The 17370-nt window shown below is 69.0% G+C and carries 16 protein-coding genes; 11 read left to right on the plus strand and 5 right to left on the minus strand.

What is annotated here, in order from left to right:
* Nucleotides 1-303: 303 nt before the first annotated feature.
* From FXO23_RS46100 to FXO23_RS46115, 4 genes are read left to right on the plus strand one after another with little or no spacing between them, the layout of a single operon-like run.
* The gene (locus FXO23_RS46100) at nucleotides 304-1929 is read left to right on the plus strand and encodes a hypothetical protein (RefSeq protein ID WP_158894678.1); all 1626 of its coding nucleotides are present in this window, start codon (nucleotides 304-306) and stop codon (nucleotides 1927-1929) included.
* 28 nt (nucleotides 1930-1957) lie between these two features.
* Nucleotides 1958-2473, plus strand: coding sequence for a hypothetical protein (locus FXO23_RS46105; protein WP_158894680.1), 516 nt, complete (start codon nucleotides 1958-1960; stop codon nucleotides 2471-2473).
* Between the two features lie 27 nt (nucleotides 2474-2500).
* Nucleotides 2501-2878, plus strand: coding sequence for a YbaB/EbfC family nucleoid-associated protein (locus FXO23_RS46110; protein WP_158894682.1), 378 nt, complete (start codon nucleotides 2501-2503; stop codon nucleotides 2876-2878).
* A 2-nt stretch (nucleotides 2879-2880) separates the two neighbouring features.
* Nucleotides 2881-3219 carry a DUF6507 family protein gene (locus tag FXO23_RS46115; protein WP_158894685.1) on the plus strand — a complete coding sequence of 113 codons (339 nt, stop codon included), beginning with the start codon at nucleotides 2881-2883 and terminating at the stop codon, nucleotides 3217-3219.
* Nucleotides 3220-3305: 86 nt separating this feature from the next.
* Here FXO23_RS46115 and FXO23_RS46120 read toward each other — a convergent pair whose 3' ends face one another.
* The 3 genes from FXO23_RS46120 to eccCa are packed head-to-tail and all read right to left on the minus strand — an operon-like array spanning nucleotide 3306 to nucleotide 8873.
* The gene (locus FXO23_RS46120; RefSeq protein WP_158894688.1) at nucleotides 3306-4565 is read right to left on the minus strand and encodes a hypothetical protein; all 1260 of its coding nucleotides are present in this window, start codon (nucleotides 4563-4565) and stop codon (nucleotides 3306-3308) included.
* A 2-nt stretch (nucleotides 4566-4567) separates the two neighbouring features.
* Nucleotides 4568-4879: a hypothetical protein gene (locus tag FXO23_RS46125; protein WP_158894691.1), complete on the minus strand. Its 312-nt coding sequence runs from the start codon at nucleotides 4877-4879 to the stop codon at nucleotides 4568-4570.
* A 10-nt stretch (nucleotides 4880-4889) separates the two neighbouring features.
* Nucleotides 4890-8873 (minus strand): type VII secretion protein EccCa, encoded by a 3984-nt coding sequence (gene eccCa / locus FXO23_RS46130; protein WP_158894694.1) that lies wholly within the window; start codon nucleotides 8871-8873, stop codon nucleotides 4890-4892.
* A 212-nt stretch (nucleotides 8874-9085) separates the two neighbouring features.
* Between eccCa and FXO23_RS46135 the strand changes: the two genes are divergently transcribed.
* The 3 genes from FXO23_RS46135 (at nucleotide 9086) to mycP (ending at nucleotide 11435) form a co-directional block, all read left to right on the plus strand.
* Nucleotides 9086-9523 (plus strand): hypothetical protein, encoded by a 438-nt coding sequence (locus FXO23_RS46135; protein ID WP_246258487.1) that lies wholly within the window; start codon nucleotides 9086-9088, stop codon nucleotides 9521-9523.
* A gap of 41 nt (nucleotides 9524-9564) precedes the next feature.
* Nucleotides 9565-9855, plus strand: coding sequence for a hypothetical protein (locus FXO23_RS46140; RefSeq protein WP_158894696.1), 291 nt, complete (start codon nucleotides 9565-9567; stop codon nucleotides 9853-9855).
* Nucleotides 9856-10148: 293 nt separating this feature from the next.
* Complete coding sequence (gene mycP, locus FXO23_RS46145; RefSeq protein WP_158894698.1) at nucleotides 10149-11435, plus strand: type VII secretion-associated serine protease mycosin; 1287 nt, start codon at nucleotides 10149-10151, stop codon at nucleotides 11433-11435.
* A gap of 280 nt (nucleotides 11436-11715) precedes the next feature.
* Here mycP and eccB read toward each other — a convergent pair whose 3' ends face one another.
* On the minus strand, nucleotides 11716-13116 hold the full coding sequence (eccB, locus tag FXO23_RS46150) for a type VII secretion protein EccB (protein WP_158894701.1): 1401 nt from the start codon (nucleotides 13114-13116) through the stop codon (nucleotides 11716-11718).
* Between the two features lie 4 nt (nucleotides 13117-13120).
* Nucleotides 13121-14500 carry a type VII secretion integral membrane protein EccD gene (gene eccD, locus FXO23_RS46155; protein ID WP_158894704.1) on the minus strand — a complete coding sequence of 460 codons (1380 nt, stop codon included), beginning with the start codon at nucleotides 14498-14500 and terminating at the stop codon, nucleotides 13121-13123.
* Nucleotides 14501-15514: 1014 nt separating this feature from the next.
* Between eccD and FXO23_RS46160 the strand changes: the two genes are divergently transcribed.
* The 4 genes from FXO23_RS46160 to FXO23_RS51320 all read left to right on the plus strand — a co-directional run.
* On the plus strand, nucleotides 15515-15715 hold the full coding sequence (locus FXO23_RS46160; RefSeq protein WP_158894707.1) for a cold-shock protein: 201 nt from the start codon (nucleotides 15515-15517) through the stop codon (nucleotides 15713-15715).
* 50 nt (nucleotides 15716-15765) lie between these two features.
* Nucleotides 15766-16731 carry an acyl-CoA desaturase gene (locus tag FXO23_RS46165; protein WP_158894710.1) on the plus strand — a complete coding sequence of 322 codons (966 nt, stop codon included), beginning with the start codon at nucleotides 15766-15768 and terminating at the stop codon, nucleotides 16729-16731.
* 194 nt (nucleotides 16732-16925) lie between these two features.
* The gene (locus FXO23_RS46170; RefSeq protein WP_158894713.1) at nucleotides 16926-17093 is read left to right on the plus strand and encodes a hypothetical protein; all 168 of its coding nucleotides are present in this window, start codon (nucleotides 16926-16928) and stop codon (nucleotides 17091-17093) included.
* On the plus strand, nucleotides 17066-17370 hold a 305-nt coding region (locus FXO23_RS51320; RefSeq protein WP_218952370.1), incomplete at its 3' end, for a hypothetical protein. The genes FXO23_RS46170 and FXO23_RS51320, both read left to right, overlap by 28 nt.

Here is a 17370-nt window from a genome sequence, read left to right on the forward strand (position 1 = left end):
TTCTGCAGTCATTGGAAACACAACGCCGCCCTCTCGGCCCCTGGGGGCAGGTACAACCTGGTCGAGGCCACGGTCACCTGGTAGCAATGGGACGTCGGCCATCTCGGCCGTGATGTCGTAGTTTCCGGAGCAGCGCTGGACCTTCGCGGCGAACTCGGGACAGTCGGTGCGGTTGCTTGTCGCCGACGGTCACTGCCGGGCTGGGAGCGCTGACCTCTTCCTGCCAGCGGCCACCATGCCGCCGCTGCCGACGCGACACTCGGACGCAGCGTCAGAGTGGTCGATGGTCACGGGAGGACCAAGATGGCCGAGGAAGCAGCAGGCGGCGGCAAGGCGCCCGGTGGCGGCGGCGACTCCGGGAGCGGCAGTGGCTCGGGTGGCGGTAAGGGGTCGCCCGGCGGCAGCGGCCAATCCGGCGGCGACAGCGGCTCCAGCGGCAACAAGGCATCCGGCGGCGACTCCAGCGGCGGCAGTGGCTCCAGCGGCTCGGGTGGCGACAAGGCATCCGGCGGCGGCAGTGGCTCCGGTGACAAGGGCTCCGGTGGCGACAAAGGGCCGCCCGGCGGCAATGACTCCGGTAGCAGCAGTGGCTCCGGTGGCGACAAAGCGCCCGGCAGCGGCAGCGACCCCGGTGGTGACAAGGGCTCCGGCGGAGATAAGGGTCCCAGTAGTGACAAGGGCCCCGGTAGCAGTCAGTCCGGCAGCGACAACGCCTCCGACGGCAACAAGGCGCCCGGTGGCGGTGGCAAATCCGGTGACGGGCAGCAGGTCCCCAACGCGGAAAAGAATTCGGGCCCGCAGGGCGGCGACCAACAGCAGCGCGGGCACGAGTTCGACAACCAGGTCCTTGCCAAGAGCCCGACGCCGGAGACCGACTCCGGTTCGTTGCGCGAAACGGCCCAAGGTTTGCGTGACGCGGGCAATCGGGGGCAGCAGGCGGCGGACCAGGCGCAGCAGGTTGCTCGTGGTACGGAACAGGAATTCGGCGGGAAGCCGGGGGATCAACTGCGGCAGAATCTGAACGAGCATGCCGAGCATGCCAGGACGACCGGTGCCGACCTGAACCGGCTCGCCGGGGGCGTGGACCACGCCGCCGACGTGGTGGACGCGACCAAGCAGGCGCGGCAGCAGCTCCTCGATCAGGGCCGTCGGGCGTATGACACGTTTGGCGCGCTGGCGCCCAGCGGGCCGGAAGCGCAGTTTGCCCAGGAACACGTGATAAACCAGACCGCAGCCCAAGGGCAGAAGATAAACCAGCAGGCCGCCGCTGCCATGAAGAGCGGGAGCATTTGGGACATCCTGGACCCCCGAAACCACGATCCCGTCACTGACGGGTTCAGGAAAACGGTGGTCGAGCCACTCGCCGAAGCCGAGCAGCGCGCCAAGGAGGGCCTCAATTGGCTGTATTCGGAGAAGTCGGAAGGGTCAACGGGATGGACAAACACCTCGAAAGGTTTCGATCCCGATTTCGATGTGACCGCCAGTTCGAAGAACGGGCCCAAGCCGGAATTGAAGGTCCTTAATGTCGGCGGGAAAGAGCTCTACGACCGCGGCAGGTTCAGCGCCCTCGGTGGCCTGGTGCAAGGTTCCTACGAGGACGGCTTGTTCGCCTCGGGCAACGGAAAGATGCCGCTCGGGCAGGAAAGTCCCGGGTCAGTCGATTTCCAGGCTGGCAGGAAATGGACGCTGGACAAGATAAATCTTGGCGACAAAGTGTCCATCCAGCCAGACCTCAGAGTCGGCCCTGGCGGGAGCCTCGGGCTGGACGTGGACGCCCTCAAAGAGGGAAGGCTCAAGCCAAAGTTCAGCTTTTCCCCGTGGGCCGGTGGAGGCCTCGGCCTGGATGTCGACCTCAAAGGTATCGGCAACTGGTTCGTCGACAAGGCTCGCGAGATCAACGATAGCGGCACGCCACAGATCTCCATTTGACCAGAGCCCGTAGAAACGAGGAGAACCAATGACAGCGTCGATTGAATTCGCGATGCCGCCGGGGTGGCGGCAGCCGGAAGAGGACGAGGACCGGTCGCCGTTGGGGTCGGTGATCGCGGTGTGCCCGGATGCGGAGGCAGCCATCGTCGCCGACGGTGGTTTGCGGCCGGATCCGGCGACGCTGGCCGACATCGCCGACGAGAGCATCGCCGGGCTCCGGGCAACCGGGGCGAGCGTGGAGGTGTTGCGGCGGGACGAGGTGGGTTCCGGCGACGCACCGGGGTTCGCGCAGCTGCTGCGGGTGCGGGACGGCGCCGAAACCGTGCATTGTCAAGCGTTTCTGGCCCTGGAGGACGTCCACGACCAGCGCAAGCGCGCGGTTCTTCGCTTCGTGCTGACCACCACCGATGAGCACCTCTACAGCGTGGTGGGCGACTTTCAGGAATTCCTCGGTTCGGTCCGGACATCGAGCCAGGAGGCCGCTGGGGGAGCGGAACCACCGGCCGGACCGCCGCGGCCACAGCACACGCGTTCGGCGGGTTGACGGAAAGCGCAAAGGGAGGAGATCGTCATGGCGTGGCCGACCGTGGATGTCGCCGCGCGGAAGGCGGGATACGAGCGGCTTCGGGACGACCTGCTGCGGATCCAGCAGCGGATCGCGGACATCGAGGTGACCGCGGAGTCGCCGGACGGCCTGGTCAGCGCCACCGTGGTCAAGCGCGGCGAGCTGACCGAGCTGCGCCTGGACCCGCGGGTGTATCGCAGTCCGGACTCCAAGGCCCTCGCCAAGGCCATTGTGGCCACAATTCAGGACGCGGTCGAGCAGGCACGCGAGAAACTGTTCGACATCACCCGCGACTACCTGCCTTCGGACGCGAAATTCGACGAGACCGATGTGGACACCGGTCCGTTCATGCACCAGTTGGACAAGCAGATCGAAGGAGCCTAGCCATGCCCGACTTCGACATGGACCCCGACGCCGTGACCCGTGGCATCGACCAGTTGCGCGCGGTCGGCGACGACTTCCGCAGCGCCTGGCAGCAGTACCGGCAGGCGGTGCAGTCGCACCAGAGCAGGTTCGGCTCGGACGAAATCGCGCAGGCGTTCCTTTCCAGGTACCAGCCGATCGCGGACAGCGTCTTCGCCAGCGCGGACGACATTCCCACCCGGTACGGGCGGCTGTGCGACGACACCATGGGCTGCGTCCACGACTACCGCGCCGCGGACACCGAGGGCGCGAACACCGTCACCGGGCTCACCGGGACAGACCGCGGCGACGCGCCGGTCTGACCGGCGCGTGCCGCGAATTCGCCAGGCCGGCCACCGCGCCTCCGCGGTGGCCGGCCTGGCGACTGCTGTGCGAGGGGCCGCCTCGGTCAGTTTCGCGGGCGCAGTACTCGTTTGGGCTGCTCGGCTGCCGCTGGCTCGGGTTTCAACGGGGAGGCGGCGCCGGGATTGGGGACCTGCCAGACTTCGTGGTCGAGCACTTCCGGCGCCGGGACGTGTTGGGTTCCGGACGTGGTGGCCGGCCGGTAGATGTTGTGCGCTGGGTCAGCCACCGCTGAGCGCCCGCGCAGCCGGGGTGGCACCCCGGGGGTGGCGGGCGGGGTTCTCGTCTGCCGCTCGTCTTCCTCGAGGGGCCGTGTGGTGCCGGATCGTCGTCGGGCCGTTTGCGCGGTACCGGGAACCATCGGCGGCATCGCCATCATGGGCGGGCTCATGGGGCCGGTGGCAGGCCTCGATCCACCCGGCGGCGCCCCGCTGGTGCTGGTGTGTGCGGGCGGCTGCGGCGCCTCGGGGGTGCCGGCCGGGCCGGTGATCGGTACCGGCTTGGCCGCTTGCGGGATCCGATGCGGGACGTCCGCGCCGCTTGTGTGCGGGGACGCGGCGGGCAGGGCCGCACTCGTACCGGCTCCACCGCTGCCCGGTGCGCGCCCGCCCGCCGGTGACCGCGCCGCCTCGGGGTTGACGTCCGTTCCGCGGCGGGTGGTGTTCCTTTCCCGTGGGCTGCCGGACGGGATGGCGATGAGACCGGGGATCGCGACGCTGCCCGGTGGCAGCGGGGAACCAGCAAGCGGTTCCAGGATCACGAGTGGGTCCGCGTTGCCCGCGAGCGTGGGGGCCGTGGCGTCGGGTGCGGTCGTCCAGTAGTCGGCGGCCGGGGCGGAGGGAGTCGCGAGTTGGACGGAGTCCTGGTCGAGGCCGGCCGCGGTGAGCATCGCCTCGGCGGCGGCGTAGAAGTAGCGGTCGAGGTCAGTGAGATGGGCGGCCGCGTCGTGGTGTCCCTCGTCGGTGGGCTGCTCCACGGTGTCGGTGACGCGGGCCCGGGTGAGCAGCAGTTGCCTGGCGAGGTCGTCGAGCGCCCGCCACGGCTGGTGCTCCATGATGCGGGTGAGCATCTCGTCGATGGCGGCCTTGCGCCGCAGGGCTTGGCGGACGAAGTCGACGCCCGCCGCGTCGTTCCAGTGCTGCTGGAGACCATCCAGTTCGCGCCCGAGGGTGTCGGACAGCTCCCGCAGTTCGGCCGCGACCGATCGCCACATCCGGCTTGCCTGCTCGGTTCTCGCCAGGTGGGCGCCGGCCTCCACGTCGGCCAGCGCGAACCGGACCATGGCGGGCAAATTCGTGTAGTCCATCCTCAATCCTCCACGACCGCACCGAACGCCGCGCGCGCCCCCGCCTGGTCGGTGACGAGGTAGTCCACCGTCGCGACGGTGGCCGCCGCTTTCAGCGTCGCGATGTCATCCCGAGTCTCGGCGAGGAACTGGGCGAGCGTCACGGTCGCGGCCACGTCGGCGGTGGTGAAGGACGCGCAGCCGGGCATGCCCCCCTCGCACGGCGCCATGTCGGGCGGCAAGGTGACCGCCTCGGTGCTGGGTATGTTGACCCGTTCGGCGAACCTGCGCATCATCTCCGGGTCGCCGTGCATTTCCTGGCGTGCTTCGTTCATGGTTCTCCGTTCACGCGTCGACATTTCGGGGCTTGTCCTTGGGCAGCCACGCGAGTTGAACGAGCCGCGGGGCATGCCTCCTGCCGACCAGCCATCCCCGGCCCGGGGGAAGCTGTTCGGGTTTGAGCCCGCCCAGCAGCGGGCCCTCGTCCTTGTCCCCGGACAACAGCAGGCCGGGTGATCCGATGTCGCGCAGCCGGGAGATGAACGGTTCGAACAGCGCCCGGCTCGCGCCGCCCGTGCGGCGGGTCAGCACGACGTGCATACCGATGTCGCGGCCCTGCGGCAGAAAGTCGAGGATCGGCAGGAGCGGGTTGTCCATCTGGCTGACCACGAGGTCGTAGTCGTCGACCAGGACGAACAATTCGGGGCCCTGCCACCAGCTGCGTTCGCGCAACTGCTCCGGGGTGATCTCCGGCCCGGGCAGCCGCACGGTCATCTCCTCGGCCACCTGCCGCATCAGCTGGGACGTCGAGTCCCGGTCGGTGCCGTATCCGATCAGGTGTTCCGAGGTCACGTCGCCCAGCAGGCCGCGCCGGTGGTCGATGATGATCAGCCGGGCTCGCCGGGGTTCGTAGCTGTCGGTGATGGCCTTGGCGAGAGCGCGCAGGAACGTGGTCTTGCCGGACTCGGTGTCGCCCATCAGCACCAGGTGAGCGTCCGCGCCGAAATCGAGGTGGACGGGGCCGAAGTCGTGTTCGGCGATGCCGACCGCCATGCGGTGTGCGGCGGCATCGTGGGCGCCGACCAGTTGCGCGTAGGGCAGCTGGTCGGGCAGCAGCCGCACGGCGGGCGCGGACGGGCCCGGCCAGGCCGCGGCCACGGCGTCCACCAGCCGGCGAATTCCGTTCGCGAGGTCGGCCGGATCGTCGACTCCGTCGACGCGTGGCAGCGCGATCAGGAACTGGTGCCTGCTCGTCGTGACCCCGCGTCCCGGCGCGCCCTCCGGAACCTTGGTCGCCGACCCCCGGTCGACCATGCTGTCCACCGGGTCGCCGATGCGCAGCTCGAGTTTGCTGCCGAACAGGTCCCTGATGTTCATCCGCAGGTCGAACATGCGGGCCGCGGATACGATCACGTGTACGCCGTAGGACAGGCCGCGCGCGGCGATGTCGGCGACGGCCGCCTCGAGGTCGTCGAATTCGGTGCGCAGCGTGGTCCAGCCGTCGATGACGAGAAACACGTCGCCCCACGGGTCGTCGGTGTCCTGGTCACGCCGCAGCCGCCGGTAGGCCTGCATCCCGTCGATCTCGAGTTCGGCGAAGGCACGTTCCCGTTCCGCGATCAAGGTCCGCACCTCGGCGATCGTGCGCCGCACCCGGTCGGCGTTCTGCCTGCCCGCGACGCCGCCGACGTGCGGGAGGCCACGGATCGAGCTCAGCGTTCCGCCGCCGAAGTCCAGGCAGTAGAACTGCACCTCGCGCGGGGTGTGGGTCAGGGCGAGGCTGGTGACGATCGACCGGAGTGCGGTGCTCTTGCCCGACTGCGGCCCCCCGATCACCAGGACGTGGCCCGCCGATCCGGACAGCTCCAGCACCAGTGGATCGCGACGCTGCTCCAGCGGCAGGTCGAGGACGCCGATGACCGCGCGCAACGCACCGGCGAGCTGCTCGTGGGTGCAGCCGAAGCCCCGGTCTTCGCCGCGGACCAGGTTCGGCAGGAGCTGGTCGAGCGTGGACGATTCGGCCAGCGGCGGGAGCCACACCTGGTGAGCCGGCGTGCCGCGGCCACGCATGCGCTCGACGATGATGTCCAACAGGGTCTCGCCGACCGCGTCCTCGTCGTCCGATGTCTCCGCGGCCGCCTCGTCCTCCTCGACCGCGGGTGCCAGGTACCGCGTCGAGTACTCCAGCAATTCCGGCGCGCCGTCCTCGCCCTGGTCGGCCAGGGGCGTCTCCGGCATGCGGTGCTTGCCGGAGACGTAGGCCGAGCGGAACCGGACCATGGATTCGTTGTCCGACTTGAGATACCCGTGGCCCGGGGCGCGCGGGAGCTTGGCGGCGTCCCCGACACCGAGTACCGCCCGGCTTTCCGATTCGGAGAACGTGCGCAACCCGATCCGGTACGAAAGGTGGGTTTCCAGGCCGCGGAGCCTGCCCTCCTCGAGCCTCTGGCTGGCCAGCAGCAGATGGACACCGAGTGACCGGCCGACCCGCCCGATCTGGACGAACATGTCGATGAAGTCGGGCTTGGCCGACAGCAGCTCGCTGAACTCGTCGCAGATCACCAGCAGGGTTGGCACCTCAGGCAGCGGGGCGCCGGTGACGCGAGCCCGTTCGTACTCGCGCAGCGAGGCGAAGTTTCCCGCCGCGCGCAGCAGTTCCTGCCTGCGCAGCAGCTCACCGTTGATCGCGTCGGTCATCCGGTCCACCAGATGCAACTCGTCGGCGAGGTTGGTGATGACCGCGCTGGTGTGCGGGAGCTTGTCGAGCGTGGCGAAGGTGGCGCCGCCTTTGAAGTCGATCAGCGCGAAGTTCAGCGAGCTCGGCGGATGGGTCACCGCCAGCGCCAGCACGATGGTCCGCAGCAGTTCGCTCTTGCCGGAACCGGTGGCGCCGATCAACAGGCCGTGCGGCCCCATCCCGTCCTGCGCCGACTCCTTCAAATCCAGCTCCACCGGCGTTCCATCGGCGCGGATGCCGCACCGGATCCGCAGCCGGTCCTTGGTGGGCCGCTGCACCCAGGTGTCGCCGGGATCGAATGTGCGCGGGTCGCCGATCTCGAGCAGCTCCGCGAGATCGAGGTCGGTGGTCAGCGGCTCGCTCCGCCCGCCCGCGGACGCCCGTAGCGGCGCTAGTTGGCGGGCGATGGCTTCCGCCGTCGGTAGGTCGAGGGTGTCCGCCCGGCCGAGGTCGACCGCGCCTTCGATGGTCTCGCTGGACAGCGCGCCGTCTTCGCCGATGTGCAGCACGATGGTGGCCGGGTTCGGCACGCGCGGCCGGGTGCCGCACAGGTCGAGGATCGTGACACCCTCGAGCCCGCCGTCGGTCATCAGGGTGTCCGAGCCCACGGTCGAACCCCCGTCGAGCACCACGACGATCTGTGGCATGGCCTCGCGCCTGTCGACCGCGGGGTCGAATCTGGCGCGGTTGCCGAGCAGATCGTCGATCATCGCTTCAACCGGGACCAACGAGTTCGCCACCAGCCGCAGCGGTCCCACAGCGTCGGTCCGCTCCGGGTGTAAGGCGTGCGGCAGCCACTTGAGCCATTCCCAGTCCCCGAGGGTGTCACTGCCGGGGCAGGCCGCGATCCGCAGGTCGTCCGGCGACTGCAGCGCCGCGAGCTGGACGAGTATCGCGCGCATCAGCGCCACCGACCGGGAGCGGTCACCAGACAGGTAGATGTGGCTGAACCCGTTGACGGCGATGGCGAGCGGCAGCTCGGGAACAGCTGTGTACGTGGTGAGGAATCGCCGCAGCGCGAGGGCGGACAGCGGCTCGAGCTGTTCCAGCGGCTTGGCATCTGGCGGTACGAGGACCATCGCCGGACGCTGGGGCCCGGTTCCGATGCGGGCGACGCCGAAGTCCGCGTCCACCGGACGGCGTTCCCACAAGCGGTAGCTGGCTACCAGCGTTGGCAGGGCGGCCGGTTCGGGATGCAGATACACCATGGCGTCGCGTTGCTTGTCGATCGCGCGAACCAAGCGCGACCGTTGCCGCCCCAGGTGCCGCAGGTAGTCGCGGCGTGCCTGCCCCATTTCGCGTTTACTCGGACCGGACGAGTTGAGCAGAGCCATGGCCAGCATGCCCAGCATGCCGACACCGAACAGTCCGAGCACGACGAACCGCAGCACTCCGGAACCCTGCCCGAAGCTGCCGGAGAACATCAGCACCATCGCGGCCATCATGGCGATCATCGGAAGCACCATGAGCACCTGCGTCCATTGCCGCCCGGCCGGCTGCGGGATTTCCGGAGGCGGGTCCAGGATGAGCTCGCCCGACGGTTGTTCGGGAGCGGGCTTGCGCACCGGCCTGTTCACCACGACGGTGGCCATCTCGATCCCTTCTCCGGTATGCGGGTGTCCGCGATTGTCACCGTGAACCCATCCGCGGGTGGCCCGGTTGGCAGCAACGTGCCGCGGGCACCGTTTCGAGGTCGCGTTCGGGTTAGCGTCCGAAAGCGCTTCGGCGCTGCCTGGGGCCGGCCCGCGCGGCGCACCGGAGCGCACGCGGCGACAGCCGTGTAGATCGGAAGGGAGAGAATCTTGTGACCGGTAGCGGTTTGATGGACGCCAACACCGACACCCTCGCTCGAGTGGTGCAGATGGCGGCCGTGGTGGTGCAAGAGATCGAAGGGCACCGCAGCAAGCTCGACGGCGCGGTGAACTCCGTGATCCCCGCCCAGTGGAACATGCAGCAATCGCAGTCATTGCTCGTGGCACACAAAAAGTGGGACATGGCGATCCGCAATCTCTTGCAGAAGCTGGAGAAGCTGGGCACCGACACCCGGTTCGCGATGAACGACTACATCAACACCGATGAACAGGGTGCCGCGTGCTTCAAAGGCATGGACGGTGGCGGTATGGGTGGCCTCGGTGGCGGTGGCCCGTTCGCCCCCGGTGGCGGTGGCGGCGGCCTGCCCGCCGGGCAGGGTGGGCCGCCTGGCCAGACCTACGCCTTCGCCGGACTGCTCCGCGCGGTCTGACCGCTTCAATTCAGGTGACGACCAGGGAAAGGAGTTGACTCATGACCCGTAAACTCGCGATGTTCAATGCACTGGATGGACTTTCCAGCAACATGAACGGCTGCCTCCAGGGTGTCCAGCAATCGATCGATTCCTGGAGCCAGGCCTCGGGAATGACGCAGGACGCCTGGAACGATCAGGGGGGCGTCCAATTCACTGAGATCAGCCAGGCCTGCAAGCAGGTCATGGCCGCGGGCCAGGAACTGATGCAGACGATGAACCAGGGCGTTCAGAGCTGCAACCAGGACAACATGGCCGCGGTGCAGCGGGCCGTCGGGCGACTGGGTTCCTGACAGTCGCGATCACCATGTCCCGGTGCGCGCGAGCGCACCGGGACATGGTGCTGCTTACCGGTCAAGGCGTTCCGGGAACGAAGACGGTACGGCGGCCGTTGGCCGGAAGATGCCAGCAGCCGCCGCGGCCGCGTTCTACCTGCGAGGCTGAGATCTCTGTTCCGCCCGCGGCCGACGACACGGTGTGGTGTGGCGAGCGTTGGCTCAGGACTAAGGAGACTCCATGCCACCAAGCATCGACGCGGCACTTGCTTGTCCATTGTGGATGCATTCCGGCATTCCAGCGTAGCGCGATGAACACGACCAGCAGGCTGTTGACGGTCGTCGCGCTCGCGGCGGCCGCCGTTGATCCCGGCATCGCTCTCGCGGCGCCACCGCCCGGCGCCTGTGGCACCACCGCCCCGGCGCGACCGGCCGTCACCGAACGCCCCTGGCCGCAGCAGACGCTCAGTGCGGACACCGTGCGCAAGCAGGGCACCGGCGCCGGGGTGGTCGTCGCCGTGATCGACTCCGGCGTCGACCCCGACCATCCGCAGCTGAGCGGACCCGGAAAAGTATTGCCTGGCAAGGACTTCTTCCTGGTCGGCGAACTTCCGGCCACTTTCGACTGCGACTCCCACGGCACCGCCGTGGCCAGCATCATCGCGGCCACGCCCACCGACGGCATCGGGTTCGCCGGCTTGGCGCCGGATGCCACGATCCTGCCGGTCCGGGTCAGCGAGAGCGAGGCGAACGGCGAGGGCGCCACGGAGGCCATCGACCCCGAAGTGCTCGCCAGAGGCATCTGGTACGCGGTCGACCAGGGTGCGAAGGTCATCAATCTCTCCGTCGCGGGCGGGCTGGACAACCGGTTCGTGCGCGACGCGATCCGGCACGCGCACGAAAAGGACGTCGTCGTGGTGGCCGCCGCCGGCAACGCACAGCAGGGCACCGCAGCAGGTCCGCCGGCCTTCCCCGCCGGCTACGATGGCGTGCTCGGGGTGGGCGCGGTGGACATGTCCGGCACCCGGCTGCCGAGCTCGCAGATCGGCTCGCAAGTAGACCTGGTGGCACCGGGCGGCGAAGTCCTCGCCGCGACCCGCGCGGGCGGACACCAGTACTGGAACGGCACCAGCTTCGCCGCGCCGTTCGTTTCGGCTACCGCCGCGCTGGTGCGCTCAGCCAAGCCAGAACTGTCCGCGGACCAGGTCGCCGAGCGCATCCTCGCCACCGCGACCCCGGCGCCGGGCGGCGCGGCCAGCGCCGCCTACGGCGCCGGGCTGGTCAACCCGTACCGAGCGCTGACCGGCAACCTGGTCGGCGCCGTTCCAGCCCCCACTCCCGCGGTGCGGCGTGCGGTGCCGGACCCAGCCCAAGTCCGCCTCGCCGCGTGGTGGGCCGAAAGCACCTCGACCGCGTGGATCGTGGCGATCCTCACCGCGGCGGCCGTGGTGCTCGGTGCGACCGCCGCGTTGGTGCTGGCCCGGGGACGACGGGCCGGTTGGCGACCCCGCCGCGTTGTCCCCCCGCCGATCGAGCCCATGCGCGACGAGCTGCCGGGCGAGATGTTCCTGGTGCCGCCACCACCCGCGGACACCTGACTCAGTACCTCCGGGGCCCTGCTGAGAACACTTGCCTACCGAAACGGGGGACTCGCACGTCCGGAACGGGGGACTCGCGCCAGCGAGCCCCGGCCTGCCGCGAGTTCCCCGTTCCGGTAGCCCGAGTTGCCCGTTCCGGGAGTTGGCGGGCGTCAGATGCGGCCCTTCGGTGCGTCCTGCGCATCCAATGCGGCTTTCGGGGCGTCGAATGTCCGATATTTCAGGACTCACCCGGCGGGGCGATGAGGAATTCAGCGTGCGGTTTCCAGCCCGCTGTCAGTTACCCCAGCACCTTGGCCGGGTCCAAGCCGCTGCCCAACGGCACCCGGCCGACGATCTCTGCGGGCAACCGCACCGGTTTGGCCTCACCGTAGCCGAGGATGCCGGGCACGGCGGGGCTCGCCAGCGGATATGCCTTGCCCTGGTCGGTGATCAGCGCCAGCGTTCCGGCATTCGCGGCCGCGCTCGGCATCACCTCGACCAGCGCGGCTCGGCCCGCCTCGACGTGAACGCGGTCGGCCATGGGCATCCCGTGCTGGGTCGTGCGCGGTGTGGGCATCGTCGGGACATCGGGCAACTGGGGATCGACGTGCAGCACCGGGGCTGCGGCGGAGGGTTCGTAGGTGGCGCAGACCGTGTTCGCGTTGACGAAACGCGGCCGCGTCGGGGGCAGCGTTCCTGGGCCGGTTTGCTCGCTGGGCTCCCGCCGGGCTTCGGCGGCGGCGGCCGGGCCGAGCGGGATTCCGACCGGCTCGCCACCGCCGTAAGCCCGTCTGGTGTCCGGGTCGGCGCGCTGGATGTCGTACTGCAACGGGGAGATGGGCCGGAGCCGATCGACCTCGGCGAGAAAGTACTCACGCTCGCCGGAAGTCTCCACCACGAGCAACTGCCCCGCCCGCAGATCGGTCCGTTGCGGCACCGCCGTCGACGGCGTGCCCGCGTCGGCAAGCCGGATCGGCGCGATGGGTGCGCCCGCGGGCAGGGTGTCCACCACCGCCATGCCGGTCCGTGTCCTCGGCGCGGACTGGAGCGCCAATCCGACGGTGACCGTGTCCGACGCGCGAATCCGGTGTCGATGGCTGTTGGAGATCAGGTACTGGTCGCCGGTGGCCGGGACATCGACGAGCAGTGCGGCGTCGGTCACCGACCTGCCGCCGGAAGGTCCGGTGCCCACCAGCAGCACCGACTCGTCCACCGTGGCGCCGCTGGGCTGCGGAACGGTCCGGGAGCAGATGCTCCAGCCGCCGGTGAGCAGCTTGTTCGCCGGTGGCAACGTGTCCGGGGCGTCGGGAATCCCGATTTGCCGCCCCCGTGGCACGCCCAGCAGTGAGTCGTTTGACACCGATACCGTCTCGGCGTGCTGGCCTAGGGTCAGCAGCGCCGACGCGTAGTTCGTCACCGGATGCAGCACACCGTCGAGGTAGACGTAACGCGCCCCGGTCTCCTTCTCCACGATCACCGACGGCCGATCCCGCCATGCGGTCTTCCCGCCGGGATTCACCAACCCGTACACCCCGACCGCGACCAACGCCACGATGGCGAGCACGAGGCTGCCGACCGTGGCACCGGTGGGACGGCGAAAAGGCGGCTGTTCCGGGTCCGGCTCATTCGTCACCAGTGCCGAGATCACCCGCTGGGCGAGGAACTGGTGGGACTGCAACAAGTCACGTTTGGACGCCACGCCGTCACCCAGCTAGTCCGCGGACGTACCCGTACAGCCCGAGCACGGCACTCAGGACGGGCACACACGCCAGCACGATCACCGCCTCGAGCAGTTCCGCGGATCGGCCGAAGAACGGACTCGGCAACCGCCTGCTGTGGCTCAAGCCCACCAGGACGGCAAGGACGCCCACGACGACGAGGACGGGTGCGGTCACGACGAGCAGGCCGCCCGCGGCCATCACCGGCCCGGCGGCGAGCGCGCTCGCGCTCGACACCCCGGCCAGCAGCAGCGGCCCTCGATGCCGTAACGCCGGGTAGAGCCGGGCGCGCAGGCAGAAACCCACCGACAGAAGAGAAAGCAGCAAGACGACCGAGATGCTCGCCGCCCGCGCGACGACGATCTCGCACAGCACGGCGACCGCCGTGGCGCCGCCGATCGCTCCGGTCAGCAACTGGTCCGCACGCAGCACCGCGTCGTGGACCGCTCGCCACGGCGGCTGCGGATCGTCGCGCACCAGATCAGCGGTGGTGCGCGGCAACACCGGCATCGGCACCCTGCCCAGCCGGATCGTCAGCGGCCCCAACTGCGGCGACAACAGCAGGATCGCCACCGCGACTATCGCTGCCCCGTCCATCCCCTCCAGGTCGTCGAAAGTCGCGAGCCAGGACGCGAGCATCCCCAGGAAGCCCGCCGTGATACCGGCGATGAACAGCACGGCGTGCGCCACCACACCGACATAGCCCAGCAGTGACGCGACCACGAGCACCGAACACCCGACCAGAACATGCGGTGCGCCGAACCCCACCGACAGGGGCCCGCCACCGACCACGAACACGCCACCGGCGAAGGCGAACGGCAGCGCCAGCCCGGCGAGAACGGCGCCGGCGCCGGCGTCGCCGAACGCACGGGCCAACACGGTTCCCGCCACAAGCAGAACCGCGCAGAACCCGAATGCGGCCCACGCCGGCGCGGTCCACGGCGGACCCGCGCGCCCCACCGCCGCGAGCGCGAGCACTACGGCGAACCCCCCGATCAGCAGCCCCGCACCCCGGGTGTGCGCGGACCGCCACGAGCGGCCGGCGCTCCTGGCCCCCTTCGCGATGGTGTCAGCCAGATCGTCGTATTCGAGCTCGGGCCAGTGCAGGCGCCGAGACACCAAATGCAGCACCTCGCCATCGCGAATCCCATACGTGCTCAGCGATCGACCGAGTTCCAATACGGTGCCGTCAGCACGGCGCAGCAACCAACCACCGTCAGCCACCCCCTCGTCGGCGAGATTCCCACCCGCACGCTGCAACAATCCCGGCAGAATCTCAGCCACCGAACAGCGCGACGGCAACGCGAGGTCGATACGACGCGACGGCGCGTCGATGGTCACTCGGACCAGATTCATGGTCATCATCCGCGTTGTCCTCTTGCCGTGGAACGTTCGGAACCCACGATGGACACGCGAGCAGGTTCGCGGAAGGAGCACGACAGCTTCCGGACACGGCGATCATGGACCGCTTTCAGCGGCCAGCAGGTCGAAGTGTGCCCGCCGCCGAGTTGATCACTGTGCTGTTCCCGCGGCGAGTTCGCAGAAGCTAGGGTCTATCCCGTGATCTCGGAACAGTCCCCAGTGGGGGCGAGGAGGTCACTCTTGGCCCGGCCGACATTTGCCGCTGGAGCATGTGCTCCGATTGACCTGGTCCTCGAGCGCGCCGGAGTGCCAGCGAAGGGCAAGTCAGCCAGGACTGCATCCCAGTCCTTGCGCAGGCACCGCAACGAATCACCGAGGCTCGGGTAGCGGACTGTGGCCGTGCGGCGTCGCGCGCCCATCGCGTGAGAACTCCCGGTGCCCGGCTGGTAGGCAGGCCGCGGCTCACCCGGCAGCGCCAGTTCCGCGCAGCCGCGCTGATAGCCAGTCAGTACCTCCCGCACGTGCCCAGCCCAAGACCCTCGACGCTGCGGTGCTGGGCAGTGACCGGGGATCGGGCAGGGGCGCGCACGGCGATTTCCCCATCCAGTTCCGTTCCTTCGGCCAAGCCGAGATAGTCGCCGCTCACAGCCTCTGACAGCATCCGGTGCCGGTAATCAAAGACGAGCACGGCGGTGTCCGCGGCAGTCTCGATGGCTTCCGGCGCTCTGGCTAGCGCCCGGTCCTGGAAGCTGCCCGCCGCGCACAAAAGCGCTCGATCGGGTTCTTGGTGACCCCGCTCACGTCGGGCGGGGTGTTGGGAACGAATCACGCGCGGTGCGGGTTCTACTGTGTGGTCGTTGGTTTTTTGTGTTCGTGTTACCCAGCACGCTCGCGAAGATTGTAGCGGGCGTTCGCTTCTTTTTCTTGCAGGACAAGCCGGAGAAGTAGTCGTCTGACACTCGGCCACGGGTTCTGGCAGACGCCGTCCCGTAACATCGACACCCTGTAGGAAAAGCTATGACTCAAGGCATTGTGAAATGGTTCAACGCAGAGAAAGGCTTCGGCTTCATTTCCCGTGAGGACGGCCCCGACGTGTTCGTGCATTACTCCGAGATCGACGGCGCGGGCTTCCGCAGCCTGGACGAGAACCAGCACGTCGAGTTCACCCTGGCGCAGGGCCCCAAGGGCCCGCAGGCGACCGCCGTGCGCACCGTATGACGGTAACCACGGAAAATCCCCGCACGGACACCCGTCGCGGCGCGGAACCGATGCTGGCGGGCGAAAAGACGTCCGCCCAGAACTTCCTGGTCAAGCTCTTCGCGATCGTACCGTTGCTGGCACTGGCCACGGCGGTCCCGTTCGCGTGGGGCTGGGGCCTCGGCTGGCTCGACATCGGCCTCGCCATCGGGTTCTACTTCCTCACCGGCTTCGGCGTGACGATCGGGTTCCACCGCTACTTCACCCACGGCGCGTTCAAGGCCAACCGCGGCCTGCGCACCGCGCTGGCGGTGACCGGCAGCATGGCGATGCAGGGCCCGGTGATCGGCTGGGTGGCCGACCACCGGCGCCACCACGCCTTCGCCGACCGCGAAGGCGATCCGCACTCACCATGGCGTTTCGGATCCACACCCGCCGCACTGGCGAAGGGTTTCTGGCACGCCCACATGGGCTGGCTGTTCCAGCGTGAACGGACCAACGCGAAGCGGTTCGCCCCCGACCTGCTCGCCGACCCGGACATCGCCAGGATCGACCGCTTGTTCCCCGCGCTGAGCGTGGCCACCCTGCTCGCACCCGCGGTGATCGGCGGGCTGGCCACGCTGTCCTGGTGGGGCGCGCTGACCGCGTTCTTCTGGGCCAGCCTGGTCAGGGTCGCGGTACTGCACCACGTGACCTGGTCGGTGAACTCGCTGTGTCACCTGATCGGCGACCGGCCGTTCGCGGCACGCGACAAGTCCGCGAACTTCTGGCCGCTGGCCATCGCGTCCATGGGCGAGTCGTGGCACAACTCCCACCACGCCGACCCGACCGGCGCACGCCACGGCGTCCGCCCCGGTCAACTCGACATGTCGGCCAGGATCATCTGGCTGTTCGAGAAGCTGGGCTGGGCCACCCAGGTCCGCTGGCCCAAACCGGAACGGCTGGCCCGCAAGCTGAACCCGGACCGGGCCGCCTCCTGGCTGGGACACCTCGATCGGGGCCTGCTCCCCGAGGCTCCCCGCGCCAAGCGCTCCTGACCACCCACCTGCCGCCGTCACCGGTTTTCCGGTGACGGCGGCAGCACATTTCGGCCGCATACCGGGAATTCTCGGGCAGCGAAGAAGCCCCCACTAGTCGAAGTATTCGTGGGACGGACTAACGCATCCGGATCTCCCGCACCAACCGGTCGAGAACGGGCTGGCGAGTTCGCCGCCACGACGGGTGGCAAGCGATGATGTCGCGCATCGGCAGCGTGCAGGCGCTCCTGCGTCGCGAGGTGAAGTCCCGCCGGCTGGAAACAGCGCTGCTGCTCGGCCACATCGTGTGCTACCTGGCGGTCGTCTTCCTCGTGTTGTCACCGGTGAAGGCGGTTTGTTCATCGTCCTGCGCCAGGCGCTGATGCAGAAACGTCCGCGGCGGCAAACCGCTCGTACGCGAGTTCTGCGCACGGCACGGCATCTCCTGCAGCAGCGCGGCCTGCTGCGCTTCTACGCGCACGTCCTCCGGCACCGGCACGTCGTGAGCGAACCGTTGCGCCGTCCCCGGGCCGCGGCAAGGCCGTGGATCTTCTTCCCGCATGCGCCTGCCCGCTACCGACTGGCGACCACGGCGGGCTACTCGACCGGATGGTCGCCGGGGGATCCGCCGAGGTGTGAAGCGGTGTCGTGGGGGTGCCG

It is taken from the genome of Amycolatopsis anabasis (assembly GCF_009765355.1).
Taxonomy (GTDB): Bacteria; Actinomycetota; Actinomycetes; order Mycobacteriales; family Pseudonocardiaceae; genus Amycolatopsis; species Amycolatopsis anabasis.

Excerpts from the sequence above, each read along its gene's own strand:
- FXO23_RS46140 (WP_158894696.1), top strand. The coding sequence starts at position 9,565 with ATGACCCGTAAACTCGCGATGTTCAATGCACTGGATGGACTTTCCAGC.
- FXO23_RS46160 (WP_158894707.1), top strand. The coding sequence starts at position 15,515 with ATGACTCAAGGCATTGTGAAATGGTTCAACGCAGAGAAAGGCTTCGGC.
- eccD (WP_158894704.1), bottom strand. The coding sequence starts at position 14,500 with ATGATGACCATGAATCTGGTCCGAGTGACCATCGACGCGCCGTCGCGT.
- FXO23_RS46115 (WP_158894685.1), top strand. The coding sequence starts at position 2,881 with ATGCCCGACTTCGACATGGACCCCGACGCCGTGACCCGTGGCATCGAC.
- FXO23_RS46100 (WP_158894678.1), top strand. The coding sequence starts at position 304 with ATGGCCGAGGAAGCAGCAGGCGGCGGCAAGGCGCCCGGTGGCGGCGGC.
- FXO23_RS46120 (WP_158894688.1), bottom strand. The coding sequence starts at position 4,565 with ATGGACTACACGAATTTGCCCGCCATGGTCCGGTTCGCGCTGGCCGAC.
- FXO23_RS46170 (WP_158894713.1), top strand. The coding sequence starts at position 16,926 with ATGATGTCGCGCATCGGCAGCGTGCAGGCGCTCCTGCGTCGCGAGGTG.
- mycP (WP_158894698.1), top strand. The coding sequence starts at position 10,149 with ATGAACACGACCAGCAGGCTGTTGACGGTCGTCGCGCTCGCGGCGGCC.
- FXO23_RS46105 (WP_158894680.1), top strand. The coding sequence starts at position 1,958 with ATGACAGCGTCGATTGAATTCGCGATGCCGCCGGGGTGGCGGCAGCCG.
- FXO23_RS46165 (WP_158894710.1), top strand. The coding sequence starts at position 15,766 with ATGCTGGCGGGCGAAAAGACGTCCGCCCAGAACTTCCTGGTCAAGCTC.
- FXO23_RS46125 (WP_158894691.1), bottom strand. The coding sequence starts at position 4,879 with ATGAACGAAGCACGCCAGGAAATGCACGGCGACCCGGAGATGATGCGC.
- FXO23_RS46110 (WP_158894682.1), top strand. The coding sequence starts at position 2,501 with ATGGCGTGGCCGACCGTGGATGTCGCCGCGCGGAAGGCGGGATACGAG.
- eccCa (WP_158894694.1), bottom strand. The coding sequence starts at position 8,873 with ATGGCCACCGTCGTGGTGAACAGGCCGGTGCGCAAGCCCGCTCCCGAA.